The sequence below is a fragment of the Streptomyces tendae genome, from assembly GCF_014650435.1.
GTDB lineage: Bacteria > Actinomycetota > Actinomycetes > Streptomycetales > Streptomycetaceae > Streptomyces > Streptomyces tendae.
In genome coordinates this window covers 201,108-221,734 of sequence record NZ_BMUY01000004.1, presented here as the reverse complement: position 1 = coordinate 221,734, position 20,627 = coordinate 201,108, and the positions used below count along the sequence as shown (strand labels likewise).

General features: G+C 72.8%; 15 protein-coding genes and 1 pseudogene. All 16 read right to left on the bottom strand.

Annotated features, from left to right (window positions below; genetic code table 11):
• Window positions 1-38: 38 nt before the first annotated feature.
• A complete protein-coding gene (locus IE258_RS13045) occupies window positions 39-1,364 on the bottom strand; it encodes a glutamate-1-semialdehyde 2,1-aminomutase (protein ID WP_189742994.1) in 1,326 nt (441 codons plus the stop codon).
• A 7-nt stretch (window positions 1,365-1,371) separates the two neighbouring features.
• Complete coding sequence (locus IE258_RS13040; protein WP_189742992.1) at window positions 1,372-1,923, bottom strand: dTDP-4-dehydrorhamnose 3,5-epimerase family protein; 552 nt, start codon at window positions 1,921-1,923, stop codon at window positions 1,372-1,374.
• Window positions 1,920-3,152, bottom strand: a complete 1,233-nt coding sequence (locus tag IE258_RS13035) for a polysaccharide pyruvyl transferase family protein (RefSeq protein ID WP_189742989.1) — start codon at window positions 3,150-3,152, stop codon at window positions 1,920-1,922. The genes IE258_RS13040 and IE258_RS13035 overlap by 4 nt, the downstream gene beginning before the upstream one ends.
• Window positions 3,149-4,096 carry a glycosyltransferase family 2 protein gene (locus IE258_RS13030; protein ID WP_189742987.1) on the bottom strand — a complete coding sequence of 316 codons (948 nt, stop codon included), beginning with the start codon at window positions 4,094-4,096 and terminating at the stop codon, window positions 3,149-3,151. The genes IE258_RS13035 and IE258_RS13030 overlap by 4 nt, the downstream gene beginning before the upstream one ends.
• On the bottom strand, window positions 4,093-5,382 hold the full coding sequence (locus IE258_RS13025) for an MATE family efflux transporter (RefSeq protein ID WP_189743591.1): 1,290 nt from the start codon (window positions 5,380-5,382) through the stop codon (window positions 4,093-4,095). Before IE258_RS13025 ends, IE258_RS13030 begins: the two co-directional genes overlap by 4 nt.
• A 5-nt stretch (window positions 5,383-5,387) precedes the next feature.
• Window positions 5,388-6,671: a DUF4910 domain-containing protein gene (locus IE258_RS13020; RefSeq protein ID WP_189742985.1), complete on the bottom strand. Its 1,284-nt coding sequence runs from the start codon at window positions 6,669-6,671 to the stop codon at window positions 5,388-5,390.
• Window positions 6,659-7,684 carry an NAD-dependent epimerase/dehydratase family protein gene (locus IE258_RS13015; protein WP_189742983.1) on the bottom strand — a complete coding sequence of 342 codons (1,026 nt, stop codon included), beginning with the start codon at window positions 7,682-7,684 and terminating at the stop codon, window positions 6,659-6,661. Before IE258_RS13015 ends, IE258_RS13020 begins: the two co-directional genes overlap by 13 nt.
• 3 nt (window positions 7,685-7,687) lie before the next feature.
• Complete coding sequence (locus IE258_RS13010; RefSeq protein ID WP_189742981.1) at window positions 7,688-8,335, bottom strand: PIG-L deacetylase family protein; 648 nt, start codon at window positions 8,333-8,335, stop codon at window positions 7,688-7,690.
• Window positions 8,332-9,138 (bottom strand): sugar phosphate nucleotidyltransferase, encoded by an 807-nt coding sequence (locus IE258_RS13005; RefSeq protein ID WP_189742979.1) that lies wholly within the window; start codon window positions 9,136-9,138, stop codon window positions 8,332-8,334. Before IE258_RS13005 ends, IE258_RS13010 begins: the two co-directional genes overlap by 4 nt.
• Window positions 9,135-10,385 (bottom strand): class I SAM-dependent methyltransferase, encoded by a 1,251-nt coding sequence (locus IE258_RS13000; RefSeq protein ID WP_189742977.1) that lies wholly within the window; start codon window positions 10,383-10,385, stop codon window positions 9,135-9,137. Before IE258_RS13000 ends, IE258_RS13005 begins: the two co-directional genes overlap by 4 nt.
• Window positions 10,382-11,624, bottom strand: a pseudogene (locus IE258_RS12995) (glycosyltransferase). The gene IE258_RS13000 and the pseudogene IE258_RS12995 overlap by 4 nt, the downstream one beginning before the upstream one ends.
• A gap of 2 nt (window positions 11,625-11,626) precedes the next feature.
• Window positions 11,627-12,859: an O-antigen ligase domain-containing protein gene (locus IE258_RS12990; RefSeq protein ID WP_189742973.1), complete on the bottom strand. Its 1,233-nt coding sequence runs from the start codon at window positions 12,857-12,859 to the stop codon at window positions 11,627-11,629.
• A 1-nt stretch (window position 12,860) separates the two neighbouring features.
• Entirely contained in the window at window positions 12,861-14,414 is a 1,554-nt protein-coding gene (locus IE258_RS12985) for a right-handed parallel beta-helix repeat-containing protein (RefSeq protein WP_189742971.1), read from the bottom strand.
• A gap of 22 nt (window positions 14,415-14,436) precedes the next feature.
• Entirely contained in the window at window positions 14,437-16,446 is a 2,010-nt protein-coding gene (locus tag IE258_RS12980; RefSeq protein ID WP_189742969.1) for a heparinase II/III family protein, read from the bottom strand.
• A complete protein-coding gene (locus IE258_RS12975) occupies window positions 16,443-18,638 on the bottom strand; it encodes a bi-domain-containing oxidoreductase (protein ID WP_189742967.1) in 2,196 nt (731 codons plus the stop codon). The genes IE258_RS12980 and IE258_RS12975 overlap by 4 nt, the downstream gene beginning before the upstream one ends.
• 53 nt (window positions 18,639-18,691) lie before the next feature.
• Complete coding sequence (gene asnB, locus IE258_RS12970) at window positions 18,692-20,626, bottom strand: asparagine synthase (glutamine-hydrolyzing) (RefSeq protein WP_189742965.1); 1,935 nt, start codon at window positions 20,624-20,626, stop codon at window positions 18,692-18,694.
• Between the last annotated feature and the right edge of the window lies 1 nt (window position 20,627).

The window sequence follows — 20,627 nt, the reverse complement described above, 5'->3', positions numbered from 1 at the left end:
GGAAGCCGTCGGCTCCGAGGCGCCCCGTGCACCTCGCCTCAGGCCAGGCGGCGGAACACCGGCTTCACCGCCCGTCCGGCCATCCAGGGCGTGGGATCGGCCGCGTCCAGCGCCTTCCGGTACACCGCACACGCCTCGGCCACCACGTCGACCGTCCGGTCGATGTCGTCGTCGCCGAGCGCGCTGCTCACCACGAACGACGGGGCCAGCACCCCGCCCGCGAGGAGCCGGCGCAGGAACAGGGTCCGGTACGGCTGCGACGGCTGCCCGTTCTCGTCGAGGGTGGCGAAGACCAGGTTGCTGGCCCGCCCCCGGACGACGACGTGGTCGCCGACACCCATGCTCGCCGCGGCGTCGCGGACACCGGCGGCCAGCCGCTCGCCGAGGGCGTGCAACCGTGCGCTGACGCCCTCCTCGGTGTAGGTGGTCTGCACGGCCATCGCGGCGGCCAGCGCATGCGTCTCCGCACCGTGGGTGGTGGACAGCAGGAACACCCGGTCGCCCGAGTGGCGCAGCCCGCCCCGCTCCATCAGATCGCGACGCCCGGCCAGCGCCGAGACGGCGAACCCGTTGCCGAGCGCCTTGCCGAACGTGGAGAGGTCGGGGACGACGCCGTACAGACCCTGGGCGCCCGCCTCGGACCAGCGGAAGCAGGTGATCATCTCGTCGAACACCAGGACGCAGCCGTGCCGGTCGGCCAGCTCACGCAGACCGGCGAGGTAGCCGGGCGGTGGCTCGGCGTGGGTGGCGGGCTCGAGGATCAGGCAGGCGACCTCGTCCCGGTACCGGGTGAGCAGCTCCTCCGTGGCGGCCAGGTCGCCGTAGGGGAACGCCACCGTGAGTTCCCCGGTCTGTGCCGGGACACCGGCGGACATCGGCGTGGTGCCGATGAACCAGTCGTCGACGGAGAAGAACGGGTGGTCGGCGCAGACGGCCACCCGGGGGCGCCCGGTGGCGGCACGGGCCAGCCGCACCGCGGCGGTGGTGGCGTCGGAGCCGTTCTTCGCGAACTTCACCATCTCCGCGGTCGGCACCGTGGCCAGGAAGCGTTCCGCGGCCTCGACCTCCACGATGGACGGCCGGACGAAGTTGCTGCCCCGGTCGAGCTCCCGCCGCACGGCCTCCGTCACGCGGGGGTGGGCGTGGCCGAGGCTGACCGAGCGCAGACCGGAGCCGTACTCGATGTAGCGGTTGCCGTCGACGTCCCACACGTGGGCGCCCCGGCCGTGGCTGATGACCGGGGCCAGGTTCTCCGGGTACTGGTCGTCGCCCTTGGCATAGGTGTGCGCGCCCCCGGGGACCATGGCGTGCAACCGCTCGTTCGCCCGGCGCGACCGGGGCAGGTCGAACTCCTCGGTGCTCACTACGGCCTCACCCCTCCCGACGCTTCAGGACCTCGGCGAGGCTCGGCGCCTCCCGGTCCCGCGCCGACATCGAGGCGGCCGGCAGCGGCCAGGGCACGGCCAGGTCCGGGTCGTCGAAGGCGATCGTCACGTCCTCGCCCGGATCGTGCGGCCGGTCGATCCGGTACGACACGTCGGAGGTCTCCGTCAGCGACTGGAAGCCGTGCGCGCACCCCGCCGGGACGTACACGGTCGCCTGCGTCTGGCCGGACAGCTCGAAGAAGGCCCGGCCCAGGTAGGTCGGCGAGTCGGGCCGCAGGTCCACCACCACGTCGAAGATCTCGCCGTACGAGCACCGCACCAGCTTGGCCTCACCGGCGCCGGAGCGCAGGTGCAGGCCGCGCAGCACCCCGCGGACCGACCGGGACACGCTGTCCTGCACGAAGGCGGCCGGGTCGAGCCCCACCGAGCGGACGACGTCGGCGTCGAAGGTGCGGCAGAAGAAGCCGCGTTCGTCGGCGTGCGGCGTCGGTTCGAACAGGTACGCGCCGGAGATCTCCGGCACTTCGGTCGCCTTCATGGTGCCTCCCGCAGGGCCTTGGCGTGGTCGGTCGCCGGGAACAGCGCCGTGGTCAGGTCGGTGAACTGCTGCTCGACGCGCCGGGCGACGGCCAGGTTCCGCTCGAAGACGGTCCGGCGCACCTCGGCCGAGCGCCGCTCCAGCTCCCGGAACTGTTCGAGCAGCCGGTCGGCGTCGGCCTCGCGCGCCGGGTGGCAGTACGCGCCCATCCCCATCTCGGCCATGAGCGCGTCGCTCTTCGCCGAGTAGCTGAGCGCGAGGGTCGGCGTGCCGACCTTCAGGGCGCAGACCAGATTGTGGTAGCGGGTCGCCACCACGGCGTCGGCACACGCCGTCTCCTTCATCAGGTCGGCCAGCGAGGCCGCCTCGGCGACGGTGACCAGCGGCGAGCCCACCGCGTCGACGATCGCGGCGGCCACCGGCCGGTCCAGCTCGTCGCCGGTGAGCAGCCGGACCGGCCTGCCGTCCTCGACCAGCGCGCGCACGAACCGCGTCGTCCCGTCGAGGTAGCGCCGGTGGATCTCCTCGGCCACCGCCCGCTCGTCGTTGCTGCCGTGGAAGTCCATGACGCCGACGCAGACCGGGCCCGGCACGTTCGAGGGCTCGTTCGCCGACGGCGCGGGCAGGGCGAACACGAGGTCCCCGTAGACCTCGTCCCGCGCGGTGTTCACGCCCATCGCCCGCATCGCGTCGCGCGACTGGTCGTCCCGGTAGGACCGGTACGCGGCCAGCCGCGTCGACCAGCGGGTCAGGACCCGGGTCGACCGGTTGCCGATCGCGCCCGCGCCGACGCTGACCAGCGCGACCCGGGTGCCGAACAGCCGGCCCGTCAGGCACAGCAGGAACAGCGAGTACGGGAAGCCCCAGGGCCTGAGCGGCAGCGTGGTCTCCAGGACGCCGGTGCCCGGCACGATCACCGCGTCGTGCCGGCGCACCCAGGCGGCGGTGCGGAAGACATCGACGAGTTTGCCCAGGGCCTTGGCCGCGATCGAGCTCGCGCGTGAAGCGGTCCGGTACTCCCCGCGGTACCAGTTGAGCCGCGTCGCCGGAACCCCGTACCGGGTCGCGACGGTTTCGGGTCCGCCGCACATCGCGTCCACGACCGCGTCGGGATGCGCGGCCCTGAGGTGGTCGAGCACGGCTTCCAGCGACCCGTCGTTGCCGCTGTTCCCGGCACCGAACAGGCCGAACACACCAATGCGTAAAGGCTTTTCGCGCATGGAGGTCATGCCTGCCCTCCCTCGCGGCCGGCGACCAGGTCGTCGACGGAGACCGTGAGCCGGTCCGGGTCGACGGGAGCACGGTCCTCGACCCGCTCACCGGCGCCCGGCCGGACCCGGCTGGTCAGCCACGCGGCCAGATGGCGGTGGCACGCCCGCCGGTCGGCCGAGGACAGCGGCGCCCGCCCGATCGCCGAGGCGAAGCCCCAGACGTACTCGGCGAGCAGCCGCGGTGTCGGGTGCAGCGGGCCCGCCCGGCGCGGGTCCAGGTTGACGCACCGGGCGCGCTTGGAGGGGTTGGCCCGCTCGGCCCGGGTCGGGTGGTCGCGGCGGAAGTACAGCAGCTCCGGCACCTGGTGGAAGGGGCCGTGCAGGGTGATCTCGGCGACGAAGGTGCGGTCCGCGTGGTGGTAGCTGTCGTGCGGCTTCACCCGGCGCAGCATCGCGGACCGCATCACCCCGTAGAAGTCGTCGCCCCCGGGCTCGAAGAGCAGGCTGCGGAAGCGCTCCGGAGCGCGCGGGGAGTCGGTGGCGAGCCCGTACTCGTAGGGGACCTTCACCTTGCCGTCGCCGTCGATGACCGCCTGGCCGCTGTGCGCGAGGACCAGCTCCGGCCGTTCGTCCAGCGCCGCCACGCAGCTGCGCAGCAGGTCACGGGCGTAGAGGTCGTCGTGGGAGGCCCATTTGAACAGCTCGCCGCGGCACTCGGTGAACACGTAGTTGTGGTTCGGCGCGGCGCCGATGTTGCGGGGCAGCCGGATGTACCGGATGCGCGAGTCCTGCGCGGCGTACCGGCGGCAGATGGCCTGGGTGCCGTCGGTCGACGCATTGTCGGAGATCACCAGTTCGAAGTCCTCGTAGGTCTGCCCCAGGAGGGCGTCCAGCGACTCGGCCAGATACTCCTCGCCGTTGTAGACGGGAAGGCCGATGCTCAGCCGGGGGTGGGGGGTCATGTGGTCCTCACTTCGGGAATGGGATGGTGGTCGCGCTCGCGCAGGGCGGCCCGCAACTGCAGCCACCACACGACCGAACCGCAGACGGACGCGGCGGCGGCGCCCCATGCCGAACCGACCGTGCCGCCCGCGACCGCACCGCCGAGCCCGCCCGCGACGTAGCAGGCGGAGGCGAACAACTGGCAGCGCAGACTGCGCCGGGCCGCGGCCAGCGCGCGCAGCCCGGCCGCCGCGCCGGTGCCGAGCCCGGCGCCCGCGACGCTGAGGGTGACCGGCACGATGAGCTCGGAGGCGCCGCTCCAGACGTCGCCGAGGACGAGCTCGCCGAGCCGGTCCGGCACCAGCAGCAGTGCCGCGCCCCACAGCATCGCGGCGACGGTCTGCCCGGCGCCGAGCAGGAAACAGAACTTCCCGAGCCGCTCGGGTGCCTGCCGCAGCACCCGCGCCGACTCGGCCACGGTGACCAGCGACAGCCCCATCAGCACCGCGAGGAACGGGCCGAGCAGGAGTTCCGCGCCACGGATCACACCCACCGCGCCGACCCCGACGATCGCGCCGAGCCCGTATGCCCGAATCTGGCCGGCACCGCTGACGCCGACGTTCTCGACCAGGTACCGGTAGCCGAGGTCGCGGTGGTCGCGGTGCCACTCGCGCGCCCCGGCCGGCCTCGGCCGGATGCCGGACTGGAACCAGCCGTACGCCGCCGCCACCGCGGCCGACCCGCCCCAGGCCAGCAGGAAGGCCGGCACCGTGCCCACCCGGGCCGCCACGACCATGGCCGGGACCAGCGCGAGAGCCCACACGACGTCGTTGACGAACGCCTTGCGGCCGACGCCGGCGGCGAAGAACGAGTAGCGCCAGGCGTCCTGCAGCAGCAGCCCCGGCAGCACGATGCCGAGCGCCGCGAACGCGGCCCCCACCCGGCCGCCGATGGCGATCCCGGCGACCAGAGACACCGCGCCGATCCCGGCACCGACCAGGAGCGCGGCACCCGACGCCCGGGCCACCGCCCCGCGCCAGGACGCCTGCGGCACTGCGCTGAAGCGCACCACGAGCGGATCGGTGGCCAGCCCGCGGGACACGTTGAGGACCACGCCGTAGGTCACCCAGGCCAGGCTGAACACCCCGAACGCGGTCAGCCCGAGCGAGCGCGCCACATAGATGCCCACCACGAAGTTGGACAGGCTGGAGGCCGCCTGGTCGGCCAGCCCCCAGGACAGCCTGCCGACGACGCCCCGACGGGCGGCCCCCGCCGCCGGCGTCGTCTTCTCCCCCTCGACGGTCATCGGCGTCATGCCTTGATCAGTCCGGCGCCGTGCAGGGCGTCGGCCGCCGCGGCGACGGTCTCGAAGGGCAGCCCCGACCGCTCGGCGACGTCCAGCAGACCGTGCTCGCCGTCGGAGAGACTGAGCACCCAGAGCATGGCCATCTGGGCCTGCTTGGCGTCACTGCGGCCGCCGAGCGAGTCGTACAGCCCGCGCCGCCCCAACTGCGGCTCCCCGTACGGACTGAGGTTGACGTAGCGCCGGTTGCGGTCGAGGACGGCGAACGCCTCGCGGCAGACGGCGAGCGTGTCCGCCATCGCCGCCGGGGAGACGAAGTCCAGGTCGTCCGCCGACGTGTGGTACTCGGGGTAGCCCGCGTACGGGGTCCGGGTGAGCGAGCCCACGCCGAGGTCGAACCCGGGCGAGCAGTACTGCCGCTCGTCGTAACCGTAGGGCGTGAACTCGGTGACCCGGTGCGGGCGTTCGGAGGCGGACAGGACGTGCCGCAGCACCCGGTCGATCTCCGCGTCGCCGCGCCTGCTCTGCTTGTACGTCAGCTGCCCCGGGTCTCCGGCGCAGGCCAGCACCAGGCCGTGCTTGACCCGCTCGACCCGCTCCCGGTTGCGGGCCAGCCAGGTGATCGCCCCGATGGTGCCGGGCGCGAAGACGAACCGGTAGGTGTAGTACGGGTCGCGCTCCGCCAGTTCCCGGGCCAGGAACGTCGCCACCGCGATGCCGGCCAGGTTGTCGTTGGCCAGCGACGGGTGGCACGTGTGGCAGGAGACGAGCACCTCGTCGGGCACCCGTCCGGGGACCACGTGCTCGGCGTAGGTGAGGTGGCCGTCCGCCAGGGTGGAGTCGATGCGGACCTCGTAGTCGCCCTCGGGCAGTGCGTCGAGTGTCTCCTGGGCCAGGCAGAAGCCCCACTCGGGCTGGTAGTAGCTCGTGCGGTACGGCACCCAGGACGGCTGGTCCGGCAGGGTGTGCAGGTGCGGGCGCAGCTCGGCCAGCGGCATGGTCGCCGACACCGGCACGCTGTAGCCGAGCACGTGGAGACTGGACGCGGCGAAGTCGACCACCCGGCGGCCGGCGGCGTCGGCGACGTACGCGTCCCGGATGTTCCACTCCTTGGGCACCGTCCAGTCGAGGACCTGCGTCCCGGTCGGTACCTCGTGCACGTGCAGAGGGATGTACTCGTCGACGATTTGCAGGGTCGCGCGCACACCGTCGCCCGTGATGCTCCGGCAGAGCGGGTACATCCGCTCCACCAGGGCGTACATCTCCTCTCCGTACTGGGTCATCGGCGCCACCGCAGGGTGTCGTCGACGGCGCCGGTCTCGGAGGCCGCGCGCAGCACGGCCAGGCGGGTGAAACGCCGCTCGAAGTCCTCCCGGGACAGCCCGTGCTTCCGGTAGGCGTCGGCGAGTTCGAGCGCGCCCTGCTTGACCGTCCACTCGCAGTCGAAGCCGGGGATCGCGGCCCGGAACCGGGAGAAGTCCACCCGGTAGGAGCGCGGATCGGCACCCGTCTCCCCGGTGATCACGACCTTGGAGCCGGACACCGCCGCGGCCACCTCCTCGGCGATCTCGGCGACCGTCACGTTGTTGACCTCGGTGCCGATGTTGAACGCCCGGTCGTGCACGGCCTCGCGCGGGGCGGTCAGCGCGGCGGCGAAGGCCCGGGCGATGTCGGCGGCGTGCACCAGGGGACGCCACGGGGTGCCGTCGGAGAGCACCAACACCTCGCCGGACAACAGCGCGTGACCCACCAGGTTGTTCAGCACGATGTCCGCACGCAGCCGGGGCGAGTGGCCGAAGGCGGTCGCGTTGCGCATGTACACCGGGCTGAAGTCGCCGTCGGACAGCGCGTGCAGCTCGTCCTCCACCCGCACCTTGGACTCCGCGTACGGCGTCACCGGGCGCAGCGGGGCGTCCTCGGTCACCAGGTCGCCGCCGCCCGCGGCGCCGTAGACGGAGCACGTCGACGCGTAGAGGAACCGCTGGGCTCCGGCGTCGCGGGCCAGCCGGGCCAGGCGCACGGACGCGTGGTGGTTGATGTCGTAGGTCAGTTCCGGCGCCAGCGACCCGAGCGGGTCGTTGGAGAGCGCGGCCAGGTGGATCACCGCGTCCACGCCGGCCACGTGCTCGGCCGTGACGTCGCGCAGGTCCACCCGCCGCCCCGGCGGGTCGGCGGGTGCCGGTCCCAGGACGCAGTCGGCGAACAGGCCGGAGTCCAGCCCGACGACCTCGTGTCCGGCGGCCGTGAGGACCGGTGCCATCACGGTGCCCAGGTAGCCCTGGTGTCCGGTGAGCAGTACGCGCAAGGTTCAACCCCCCAGGTTGAGAGTGAGTTTGGCGACGTCGAACGCCTCGGCGTAGCGGGCGTGGCATTCGATGCCGCGGATCCGGGCGAGGCCCAGGAAGGCCTCCCGGTCGTACCAGGGGCGGTGCCGCTGCGAGGGGTAGTGCTCCTGCAGCAGCCGCACCTTCTCTTCGGCGACCTCCGGCGTCAAGGGCTGGTAGGCCGACGGGCGGCCCAGGTCGCCGTCCCACTTGACGATCTCGTAACGCAGCACGAGGTGGTCGCGGAACGCGGTGGTCATCAGCTTGGCCAGGCCGCGGTGGTCCTGGTGCGCGTCGTCGGTGCGCGGGGCCAGGACGAGGTCCGGTTCGGTCCGCCCGCGCAGCTCCTCGACGGCGGCCTTGGCCTCCTCCCAGTGGGCCGGCATCCGGCCGTCCGGCAGCTTGAGCACCGTCAGCCGCAGGTCGGCGTCCGGGCAGAAGGCGGCGAGCGCCGCCCTCTCCTCCTGCTCCCGTTCGCCGCCACCGCCGGAGAGCACGAGCGCGTCGACCCGGACGCCCGGCCGTGCCCGGCACAGCGTCAGCAGGGTGCCGCCGGCGCCGATGGCGATGTCGTCGCAGTGCGCGCCCACCGCGACGATCCCCTCCGCCCGCCCGGCGCCGAGGCCGATCACGCGGTCACCCCGGCGGGCGCCCCCGCGCCGTCCCGCTCCCACACGGCCCACGGACGCTCGCCCCGGGTGTAGGCGGAGTCCAGCGCGGCCCGCTCCTTCACGGTGTCGGTCGGCTTCCAGAAGCCGCGGTGCTGGTGCGCCACCAGCCGCCCGCGCTTGGCCAGTTGGGTGCAGCCGTCGGCCACCAGGTCCCCGTTCTCCGGGATGTGGTCGAAGACCTCCTGACGGAGCACGAAGTAGCCGCCGTTCTCCCACAGCGGCAGGTCGCTCACCGGCGTGATGCCGCCCACCAGACCGTCCTCGCCCAGGTCCACGCAGTGGAACGAGGACTGCGGCGGCACCACCATCATGGACGCCCCGGCGTCGCGCCGCGCGAAGGAGTCGATCATCTGCGGCAGGGGCGCGTCGGTGAGCACGTCCGCGTAGTTGGCGAGGAACATCTCGTCGCCGTCCAGATGGTGCCGCACCCGGCGCAGTCGCTCCCCGATCGGCGACTCGATGCCGGTCTGCGCGAACGTGATCGTCCAGTCGGCTATATCGGCGGACAGCAACTCGGTCCGCCCGCCCCGCAGTACGAAGTCGTTGGATGTCGTCTCCTCGTAGTTGAGGAAGAAGTCCTTGATGTGGTGGGCCCCGTAGCCGAGGCACAGGATGAACTCCTTGTGCCCGAAATGCGCGTAGTAGCGCATGACGTGCCAGATCAGCGGCCGCGGCCCCACCATCGCCATCGGCTTGGGCACGTCGTCGGACGCTCCCTCGCGCATGCGCATTCCGTAACCGCCGCAGAACAGTACGACCTTCATGCTGTGACCTCTCGGGACGCGGCCTCGACGATGCTCAGTTCCGGGATGGGAAACACCAGCCGGCCGCCCCACTCGTGCACGAACGAGAGCTGCTCGGCCAGCTCGGCCCGCAGGTTCCACGGCAGGACGAGGACGTAGTCCGGCCGGTCGGCCGCGATCCGCTCGGGCGGCAGGATCGGGATGCGGGTGCCCGGGGTGAACCTGCCGTGCTTGTACGGGTTGCGGTCGACCGTGTACGCGAGCAGGTCCGGCCGGATGCCGCAGTGGTTGAGCAGGGTGTTGCCCTTGCCCGGGGCGCCGTAGCCGACCACCGTCTCGCCGCGCTCCGCCGCCTCGATCAGGAACCGCAGCAGGTCACGGCGCACCTTGGCCACCCGGGCGGAGAACTCGGTGTACCCGGACAGCTCCCGCAGCCCGGCCGCCTTCTCCCGGTCCAGCACCTCGGCCACCCGCCTGTCCGGCTCACCGGCCACCTCGGCCGGCCGGGCCCACAGCCGGACGGAACCGCCGTGCGTGGGCAGCAGCTCGACGTCCACGAGGGCCAGTCCGCCACTCGCCAGCGCCCGGATCGCGGACGCGACCGTGTAGTACTGGAAGTGCTCGTGGTAGATCGTGTCGTACTGGTTCTCCTCGATCAGCGTCAGCAGGTGCTGCACCTCGATCGAGACCCAGCCGTCGTCGGCGACCAGGGCGCGCAGCCCCTTGGTGAAGCCGATGACGTCGGGGATGTGCGCGTACACGTTGTTGGCCACGACCAGGTCCGCCGGGCCGTGCTCGGCGCGGACGGCCGCGCCGGTGTCCGGGCTCAGGAACTCCGTGAGCGTGGGCACACCCGCCTCCCGCGCCGCGGCACCCACGTTCACCGACGGCTCCACGCCGAGGCAGCGGATCCCGCGGTCCACCATGTGCCGCAGCAGGTACCCGTCGTTGCTCGCGACCTCGACCACGAACGCGTCCGGGCCGAGGCCCAGCCGCTCCACGGCGCCGGTGACGAAGGTCCGCGCGTGCTCCACCCAGGAGGTCGAGTAGGAGGAGAAGTACGCGTACTGCGTGAACGTCTCCTCCGGTGTGATCAGCGCGGGGATCTGCGCGAGCCAGCAGTCGGTGCAGACCCGCAGGTGCAGCGGGTACGCCGGCTCCGGCCGGTCCAGTTGGTCCGCGGCGAGGAAGCTCTCGCACGGCGGAGTCGCTCCGAGATCGACGACGCTCTCCATCGCCGCCGAACCGCAGAGTCGGCATCGTGTCATCTACTGCCCCCATCCCCCCTGCCCGTGCGGGGTGTCCCCGTCACGAGCCAGTGCCGACCGCCCCGCGATCGCGGTGCGGTACCCCTCCAGCAGGCGCTCCAGCCCGACGGCCGGGCTGAACCCCTGCTCGTAACGGCGCCGGGCCGCCCGGCCCATCTCCTCGTTGCGGTCCGGCTGCGCCGCGATCCGGCGCAGGCAGGCCGCGAGCGAGGCGGCGTCTCCGGGACCGTGCAGCAGCCCGGTCTTCCCGTCCTCGACGAGTTCCACGAAGGCGCCGTGCCCGGCGGCGACGGCCGGGACCCCCGCCGCCATCGCCTCCACGACCACCAGGCCGAACGCCTCCAGCCAGGTCGAGGGAGCCACCACGGCCACCGACCGCGCCAGGGCCCGCCTGCACTGCTCCGGGTCGTACAGACCGACGTAGCGCACGTCGTCCCGTCCGGCCGCCCAGGCGGTCACCTCGCGCTCCAGCGGCCCCGTACCGGCGACGACGAGCGGGACACCCACACCGCCGGACGCGGCGATCTCGTCCCACGCCGCCATGAGCAGCCGTACTCCCTTGGCCTCGGCGAGCCGCCCGAGATACAGCAGGTGCTCGCCGGGGCCCGCACGGCGCGCTGCCGGCTCGGGGACGAAGTTGTGCTTCACCGCCAGCCGTTCGGCCGGCATGCCCGAGCGGACCAGCACGTCGCGCTGCGCCGCCGAGATGCAGAAGAACCGCTCCACACCGGACCACCAGCGCCGCCGGTTGGCCACCAGACCGACCGCGAGCGGCACCGTCGCCAGCCGCGAGCCGCGATAGCAGCCGTGCCGCACCGCGGGCAGCGGCGTCGCCCCGACGCACTCGGTGCAGGGCCGCCCCTCGCGCTGCAGGGTGCCGGGCGGGCAGACCTGCGTGTAGTTGTGCAGCGTGGCGACGGCGGGCACCCCGGCGTCGGCGCAGGCGGCCAGCACCGCCGGCGACAGGAGCGGGAAGACGTTGTGGACGTGCACCACGTCCGGCCGCTCGGCCCGCAGCCGGGCGGCCAGCTCCTTGCGGACCGCCGGGTTCCACGGCACCAGGAAGGGCACCGCGACCTTCCCCGGCAGGGACCGGGCGGCGATGTCGTCGCTGCGCCGCTCGAACACCCCGACCCGGTGGCCGGCCGTGCGCAGCAGTTCCACCTCCTGGTCGACGACGTTGTTCTCGCCGCTCGGCTGGGCCGAGTTGTACCGGTTGTGCACCACGAGGACATGCATGCTCAGGTCACCTCCGAGGTCCGCGCCCAGCGCGGGACGCGACGTCGAGGGGGGTCGGGCACCGACAGGGGCGCGGCCGCCGCGGGCTGCGCCAGCAGGGAGGCGGCCACGGCGAGGTGCAGCAGATACGGCGAGGCGTCGCCGAGACCCGCCTCGGTGTACGACGCGAGTGCGCAGTAGCCGATCAGGAAGATCGCACAGGCCCTGGCGAGGGACGGCGGCCGCAGCAGCGCGACACCGCCCAGCGCGACGAAGACCGCCGCCACCAGGCCCACGCCGATCAGCCCCTGCTCGTGGTAGACGGCCAGCCAGCTGTTGTCGATCGGCAGCCCGTCGAACGACTTGTCGCCCAGGCCCATGCCGAAGACCTTCTCCCCGATCGTGCGGGGCGCCGCCAGCAGGGCGTCCCACACCTTGGCCCGGCCGGTGAGATTGCTGAAGTTCTCCTCGCTCTGGCCGCGCAGGAACCACTCCTGCAGCGCCGAGGCGAACACCACGGCGGCCACCGCGGCGCACAGCACCGCCCAGGAGAAGAACCGGCGCGCGGCGGCGCTGGTCAGGGTGAGCGAGCCGATCGCGAGCGTCAGGCCGACGAGCAGGCCGAGCGTGGCGGTACGGGTGTGGGTGAGCATCAGCAGGACGAGTGAGGGCACGATGACCAGCGCCGCGCTGCGCCGGTCGGTCCGGCCGCCGAGAACGAGCAGCACGGCGAGCCCGATGATCACCGCCGCGTACTGTCCGATCTGGGGCGGGGTGAGCGGCCACAACGCCCCGACGAGGCGTCCGCCGTAGAGGTCGGGCATCGCCGCGCCCGGCGAGACGAGCGCACCGGCGGCCACCGTGCACAGGACCAGGAAGTACATCCGGATGTGGTGCCGGACGAACGTCGCTCCGCCGTCCCACCAGCGGCTGAGCAGCCACAGCGTGCCGACGAAGAGCGCCAGCCGGGCGCAGCGGAACAGCGCGCCGAACCCGGACTGCAGGTCCGCGCTGGCGATCACGCTCGGCACCAGCAGCAGGGTCAGCAGGAACAGGAAGGCACTGGCGCGCACGCGCAGCCGGAGATTGAGCACGAGCGCCAGCGAGAACGCGGCGACCAGCGCACCCATGGTGACCATCTGGATGAGCGAACGGGGGAGCGGGACGACGGTCTCCGCCCCCGTGGAGCCCAGGGTGTTGAGGACCAGCAGTCCCCAGACCGTCCCGACCGGTTTCGGCGTGCGGTCCGCGTCCATCTCAACCCCCCTCCCGTGCGCGCAGGGTGCTGCCCTTGTCCTGCCGGTAGGGCGCGCCCTGCCACTGACCGAAGTCGAGGACCCGGCTCGGGTCGTGGGCGACGAACTTCCACGGTCCGACGTAGACGTTGTCGTGCCAGCGGTTGTGCTGCCGGTGGGTGATGGCCTCGGCCACCCGCTCGCCCTGGTACGGGGACCAGTCCGGATAGGTGCCGTAGTTCGCCAGCAGCGCCATGCGGTCGCAGCTCGACGTGCACTCCAGGACGGTCTTGTCCAGGACGAAGCGGTTGTCGTGGACGTCCACCCGCTGGGTCTTCCAGCGGCAGTCGTCGTACAGCGGTGCCTTGCCGATCGCCGGGCCCGCGCAGCGCTCGATGTCCTTCACCAGCAGGGTGCAGTCGCCGGACGAGGTGTTGGCGGGACTGTTGCAGAACCGGTCGGCGTTCTCCCACAGGGTGATGCCTGACCAGTTGTTCTCCAGGACGTTCCCGTAGATCTCGATCTTGTCCGTGCGGGCCTCGACGCGCGGTTCGCCGCCGGACTCGGAGATGTAGAGGGTCGCGAAGGGGAAGTTGTCGCCGCCGTCGGTGTTCTCCCGGCCCTCGACCCAGTTGTTCTGCCGGATCGTGTTGTTCCGGACGACCGCGTTGTAACTGGTCTCGTAGATCAGCGCGGCCCCGTCGTTGGACTCGATGACGTTGTCCTCGATGAGGAAGTCGTTGTTGTTGGTGTCCGCCCACAGACCGGTACCGAGGTTGTCGTGCACCCAGTTGCCGCGGATGTCGGCGCCCTCGACGGCCCAGAACTTGACGCCTCCGGTGCAGCCGCATCCCTGCCGCTTCCGCTCCCAGTCGCCGGTGTTGTTGCCCGTGATCTCGTTGCCCTCGAGCACCAGGTCGTTGATGGTGCCGTTGCCCTTGTACGCGTTGAGGCCGTACTGGCCGTTGTCGCGCAGACAACTGGAGCGGACCTGCTGGCGGTCACCCGCCATCAGCCCGGCACCGGAGTTGCGCTGCACCGTGGCGTGCTCGATCACCCACCCGTCGGCCGAGTCGTGGTTGACCACGCCCTCGTCGTGCGGCGCGACGAAACCCTGCACGGTGAGATGGCCGATGGTGACGTCGCGTGCGCTGCCGCCGAACGCGTACCGGTTGGTCTTGCGCCCGTCGAGCACCGCGCCAGGCGCGCCGAGGTAGCGGTTCCCTTCCTTGGGGACGACCTGCGCGTACGGGTCGGGTTCGAGGCGGTGCTTGCCCGGCCGCAGCCAGAAAGTGGTGTGCGCGGGGCTGTTGCGGGTCTTGGCGGCCAGGTCGCCGACGACGGCCGGATCGACGGTCACCGCACCGGCCGGTGCCTTCGAGGGTCCGGCCTCGGGTTTCGCGCACACGCGGGCCACGGGGGGCCCGTCCGACGAAGCGGGCGGGGCCGAGGAGGCGGACGACGCGGACGGCCCCGGCGACGGTGCGTCCGACGTGCCGACGCAGCCGGCCGCCAGCAGCGCCAGTGCCAAGGGTGCCGCGGCCGACAGTGCCCGGCGCCGCCATGTGCTCCCCATGCGTCCTCCCCCCTTCCCGTGCCTAGTCGCGGAACGCGAGTACGGTCGTGAAGCCCCGCGCGCCGTCGGTGAAGTCCGGTGCGCTGTTCGTGAAGCCCGGCGCGCCCTCGGTGAAGCCGGTGCCGACCAGCGTGGTGGCCGGTTCCTTCCGCCCGAAGCCGGGGGAGTACCAGCCCAGCGGCGGGTCGGTCTCACCGCGATGCGCCCGCCAGGACAGCTCGCCCGGCAGGTCGAGCACCGCCGAGCGCTCCACGCCGTCCCGGGCCCAGGTGAGCACGGCGCGGCTGCCCACCAGGTCGGCGGCGACCGCCGGGCCGAGGTGGAACGCCAGCCGCACGGCCCGGCGCGGGCCGCGCACCTCGTCCACCACCCGCAGCTCACGGCTCGCGGCCGTCAGCTCCACCCGGCGGCGGTGCACCGAACCCCCGTACCCGTCGTGCTCGGCAGACCAGCGGGACACTCCCTCGTCGGAGGTGTCCACGCCCAGCACGCGACTGCGGGCATGCCGGGTCCACAGGAACGGGCCGCCGGAGACGGACTGGTCGGTGCCGTCCAGCTCCAGGGTGTTGTGGCCGAGGGTCGAGCGGAAGTAGCGCCGCCACCCGGGCTGCCCGTGGTAGCAGTACGTCCCCGGGTCGGCGAGCACGTCGACCCCGTCGTGCCGCACCTCAACCGAGAGCGCGTCCGCGTGGGCGTGCGCCGCGATGGACAGGAAACCGTGCGGACCGCCGTCGCAGCGGCACCAGATCCCGTCGGGGCCGCGCAGCACCGTGAGCCCCGCGTCGGCGAAGTGGGCCGGCCTGCCCGCCGGGCGGCGCACGGCCCGGCCCGCTCCGTCCCTGCCGTACGGCCGGATCAGCGCCGCCAGCAGCGGGGTGCGCACATCGGTGCCGGTCACCTCCGGCCACCAGGGAAGGGAGCCGAACACGGCATCCCCGGTGGCCAGCAGCGACGCCCAGCGGTCGGTGCCGGTGCCGTCCACCACCAGGCCGTGTCCGTCGTCCGCGTCCCCCTGCCGCGGCGGGCGCAGCGCGTCGTCCACGACGGCGGCGAGCGCGTCGGTCATCCGCAGCAGCACCAGCCGGACCGTCGCGGGAACCGGCACCCCGGCGGCGTCCGCCTCCGCCACCGCGGCCAGGCCCAGTTCCAGGACGAGCCCGTGGTACTCGGTGGCCAGTTCGCGGTTGAGGCCGGAGAGGAACGTGTTGGCGCGCAGGTGCCGGTCCAGCGACCGCAGCGCCTCCTCCCGCCACTTCGCCGAGTCGGGGAACCAGCCGAAGGCGCAGGCCGCGGCCAGCTGCCCGGCGGCCTCCGCCACGACGTGGTTGTTCGCCGACGACCCCCGGCTGGGGAAGGCGGCCAGCCAGCGCTGGTGGTGCCAAATCTGTCTCAGCGCCGCCGGGTTGTCCTCGAAGAGGGCGGCCGCGCCCGGCCAGCCGTCGAGCAGCCGGCGGATCCACACCCACGACAGCAGCCGGATCCCCAGCTCGATGCCGCTGACCCAGTGCACCGAGCGCAGCGGTGCGTTCGACGCCCACCAGGACCGCAGGTGCTCGGCCACGCGCTCGGCGTACCGCTCGTCCCCGGTGACCGCGTAGGCGGCGGCGAGCACCGTGAGGTACTGGTGCCGGGACAACTCCCAGATCTGCTTGATGTCCCCGACCGCGTCCTCGTCGCGGTACGGCACGTCGAAGGCGTAGCCGCCCGGCGCCCGGCGCCCGGTCTTCGGGTCGTGGCACCAGTCGGGGTCGGCCAGGTCGTCGCGGACCACGCCGAAGTACTCCACGTGCCCGGCCATCAGGCGGTCCGCCTCCGCGACCAGGCGCTTCGCGGCGTCCGGCGGCACCGCCGCGAGCGCTGTGGCGGGCAGGACCGCGGTGAACCGGGCCCCGGTCACGCTCGGGGCGTCCGGCCGCGCCGACCGCCACCGCCGCCTGCGCACGGTGTCGCCGACCCGGCCGCCCACCTCCCGCGGGCCCATCCGGGACAGCCGCCGCAGGTACCAGCCCGGACTCCCCGGGTTCGCGGTCATCGCGCCTCCGCCAGGGTCACGGGAGCGCCGCCGGCCAGTGCGGCCCGCACGGCCAGGGTGGCCGCCGTGGTGGCGACCAGCGACCGGAGCGGCACCGGCATCGGCCCGCCGGTGCGCACCGCCCTGACGAACGCGGCCAGTTCGGCCGACTGGCCCTTGTCCCGGGCCTTGGGAAGCCGGGAACTGACCCACCGCTTGCGGCCGTCGTAGACCGAACTGCGGACGAAGTCGTCGAGCTGCAGCACCTTGCCGTCCGCGACCAGGTCCAGCGTCTCCTTCGGGAAGCCGGCCGCGCCGGTTGTGACGTAGCTGATGGTGGCGGTGGACCCGTCCGGGTAGCCGAGCACCACCTGAAGGTCCTCGTTGCCGGACGGCGCGAGGGCGTACACCGAGACCGGGTCGGCGCCCAGCAGCCAGCTCGCCGTGTCGACGAAGTGCCCGCCCTCACCGGCGAACCGCGAGCCCTCGGTGCCCTGCTGGAGATACCAGCTGCCGTGGTCGAGCCGCCCCGCGTTGACCAGGTAGCGCAGGCTCGCCGGTCCCGTGCGCGCGCCGAACCGCTTGCTGGCCTCCTGGAGCAGCGGCGCGAACCGCCGGTTGAAGCCCACCTGCAACCGGTCGTTGCCGGACTCCTCCACCGCGTCGAGCACTCCGGTCAGCTCCTCCGAGGTGAGCGCCAACGGCTTCTCCACGAACACGGCCTTCCCGGCCAGCAGCGCCTTCCGGGTCAGTTCGGCGTGCGAGCTGTGCCGGGTGACCACGAACACCGCGTCGACGGACGTGTCACCGAGCACGGCGTCCAGATCGGTGGTCGCCTCCCGGAAGCCGAACTTCCGCTGAGCGTTGGCCGCGGAGAGGGCCGTCGTGGTGACGACCGTCGACAGCTCGACGCCGTCGCGCTGCGCCAGGTGCGGCAGCAGCATCGACGTCGCGTAGTTCCCCGCGCCGACGAACGCGAGGCGCACCGGCGTCTTCGCCGCCCGTACCGGGGCGGAGGACCTGGCGCCGCCGGGCGCCACGGGCACGGACACCACCGGGGCGTCGGCCGAAGGCCCGTCCTCGGCGGCCTGTTCGGGGTACCGGAACAGTACGGCCACGGCCTTGAGCTCGCCGTCCTTGAGGCGCTGGTACGTCTCCACCGCGTCGTCGAAGTCGGCCGTGCGGGTGATCAGCGGCTCCACGTCGACGCGGCCGCGGGCGGCGAGGTCGAGGAAGCACGCCAGGTTGCGCCGCTCGGTCCAGCGCACATAGCCGATCGGGTAGTCCCGCCCCTCGATCTCGTACTCCGGGTCGTAGCGCCCGGGGCCGTAGGAGCGGGAGAACCGGACGTCCAGCTCCTTCTCGTAGTACGCGTTCCACGGCAGGTCCAGGCGGCACTTGCCGATGTCGACGACCCGGCCGCGGTCCCGGCACAGCCGCGCGGCCAGCTCGACGGGCTGGTTGCTGCCGCCGCCGGCGGCCAGGTACACCTGGTCCACCCCGTGGCCGTCGGTGAGTTCGGCCACGGCGCTCTCCACGGCCGGGGACGCCGGGTCGCCGCAGGCCGCCGCGCCCAGCCGCTCGGCCAGCTCGCAGCGCGCCGGGTCGGGGTCGGCGCCGACGACCCGGACGCCCGAGGCGGTCAGCAACTGCGCCACCAGCTGCCCGATCAGCCCGAGCCCGACGACCAGCGCCACCTCGCCGAGCCGCGACTCGCCCTGGCGGACCCCCTGGAGCGCGATCGACCCGACGGTGCCGAAGGCCGCGTGCCGCGGCGCGAGAGAGTCGGGCACCGGGGTGTAGAGGTTCTTCGGGACCCAGTTCAGCTCGGCGTGCAGGGCGTGCTCGTTGCCCGCGCAGGCCACCAGGTCGCCGGCCTTCACGTCGTCGATCCCGTCACCGACCTGCTCGACCACGCCGCACAGCGAGTAGCCGAGCGGCGTGTAGGAGTCCAGCTTGCCCATCACCTTGCGGTAGGTGGCCGGCACCCCGTTGGTCGCCACGCTCTGCACGACCTTGGCCACCTGGTCCGGCCGGGAACGGGCCTTGCCCAGCATCGACATGCCGGCCTCGGACACCTTCATCAGTTCCGTGCCGGTGGAGATCAGCGAGTAGGCGGTCCGCACCAGCACACCGCCGGGCTTGCAGCCCGGCACCGGCACGTCGAGCAGCGCCAGCTCGCCGCTCTTGTAGTTCTGCACAACCTGTTTCACCGAAGGTCCTCTTGTCTCTCTGCCGGTCTTGGTGCGGGGGAGGTGCCGAGGTGCTACGCCGTCGACGGGGCGTGGTGGTCGGCCCCCGAGGTCGCGCCGCGGTACCAGTACTCGAGGGTCAGCACGTGCCACAGGTGTTTGGAGAAGTCCTGCTGCCCGGCGGCGTCCTCGGCGACGAGCCGCCGCAGCGCGTCGCGGCGCAGGAAACCGGATCTCACCAGCTCGCCGTCGTTCACCACTTCGCGCACCAGCGGCGCCAGATCCCGGCTCATCCAGGCCCGCAGCGGCGCGCTGAACAGGCCCTTGGGCCGGTACACGATCTCCCGGGGCAGGACCGAGGTGGCCGCCTCCTTGAGGACCGCCTTGCCCTGCCGTCCGACGATCTTGCGGTCACCGGGGACGGCGAACGCCGCCTTCACCACCTCGACGTCCACGTACGGCACCCGCACCTCCATCGAGGCGGCCATGCTGGAGCGGTCCGTGTAGGCGAGGTTCAGGCCCGGCAGGAACATCCGGGCGTCGCCCAGGCACATGCGGTTCACGAAGTCGTCGAGGTCGTTGTCCTCGTAGACGTCCGCGTGCTCGGTCAGCACGTCCTCGACCGTCCCCGCCAGGTCCGGATCGATCAGGTCGAGCAGCTCCGCCCGGTCGTACATCGTGTAACTGCGCCGGAAGGCCGTCTCCTCCGGCAGGTCCGCGAAGGACAGGAAGCGTTTCGCGAAGCGCACCGACCGCAGGCCCCGGCGGCTCGTCGCGACCGGCAGCCGGTCCACTGCCGCGGACAGCCCGCGCCGCAGCGGCCGCGGGACGCGCTGGTAGCGCAGCGCCAGCACGTTGGCCAGGTGCTTGCGGTAGCCGGCGAACAGCTCGTCGGCGCCCATCCCCGAGAGCATCACCTTGACCCCGGCCTCCCGGGCGGCCGAGCAGATCAGGAAGGTGTTGATCGCGGCGGGGTCGCCGATCGGCTCGTCCAGGTGGTACGTCATCCGCGGCAGCAGGTCGAGCACGTTCGGGGCGATCTCGATCTCGTGCAGGTCGACACCGAACCGCTCGGCCACCTGCCGGGCGTAGCGCAGGTCGTCGGGCATCGCCTCGAACCTGGCGTCCTCGGCGCGGAACCCGATCGTGAAGGCGGAGATCCCGGGCCGGTCGCGGGCCGCCAGCGCGGTCAGATAGCTGGAGTCCAGCCCGCCGGAGAGGAACGTCGCCACCGGCACGTCGGAGAGCAGGTGGCGCCGGGTCGACTCCTCGACGACGGCGGCCAGGTCCGGCCGCTCACCGCCCAGGGCCCGCTCCCGGCCCTCGGCGGCGACGTCCCTGAGGTTCCAGAACCGGCCGCGCTCCACCCGGCCGTCGGGCCGGCACCGCAGCCAGCTGCCCGGCGGCAGCTTCTCCGCCTCGCGGAACGCGCAGCGCGAGTCCGGTACCCAGTAGTACAGCAGGGAGGCCACCAGCGCCGCGTGGTCCACCTCCAGCTTTCCGCCGGTCACGGCGGCCAGCGCCTTCAGCTCGGAGGCGAACACCAGGCCGCCGCCGCGCCGGAGCAGGAACAGCGGCTTGATGCCGAGCTGGTCGCGGGCGAGCACCAGTTCCCCGGTGCGCTCGTCGAAGACCGCGAACGCGAACATGCCGCGCAGCCGGGCCAGGCAGTCCGTGCCCCAGCGCCGCCATGCCTCCAGCACCACCTCGGTGTCGGAGGTACCGCGGAAGCGGGCCCCGGTGGACTCCAGCTCGGTGCGCAGTTCGGGCGCGTTGTACAGCTCGCCGTTGTACGTCAGGGCGAGACCGTCCGAGACCATCGGCTGGGCGCCGGTCCCGGACAGGTCGATGATGGCCAGTCTGCGGTGCCCGAGCTGCACCTCGCCGTCCCCGGCGGGGTGGCTGTAGCGGCCCGCCCCGTCCGGACCGCGGTGGGCGAGGACGTCGGTGAGCCGGTCGGTCACGGCCTTGCCGTCCGGCCAGTGGTACGTGCCTGCGATGCCGCACATG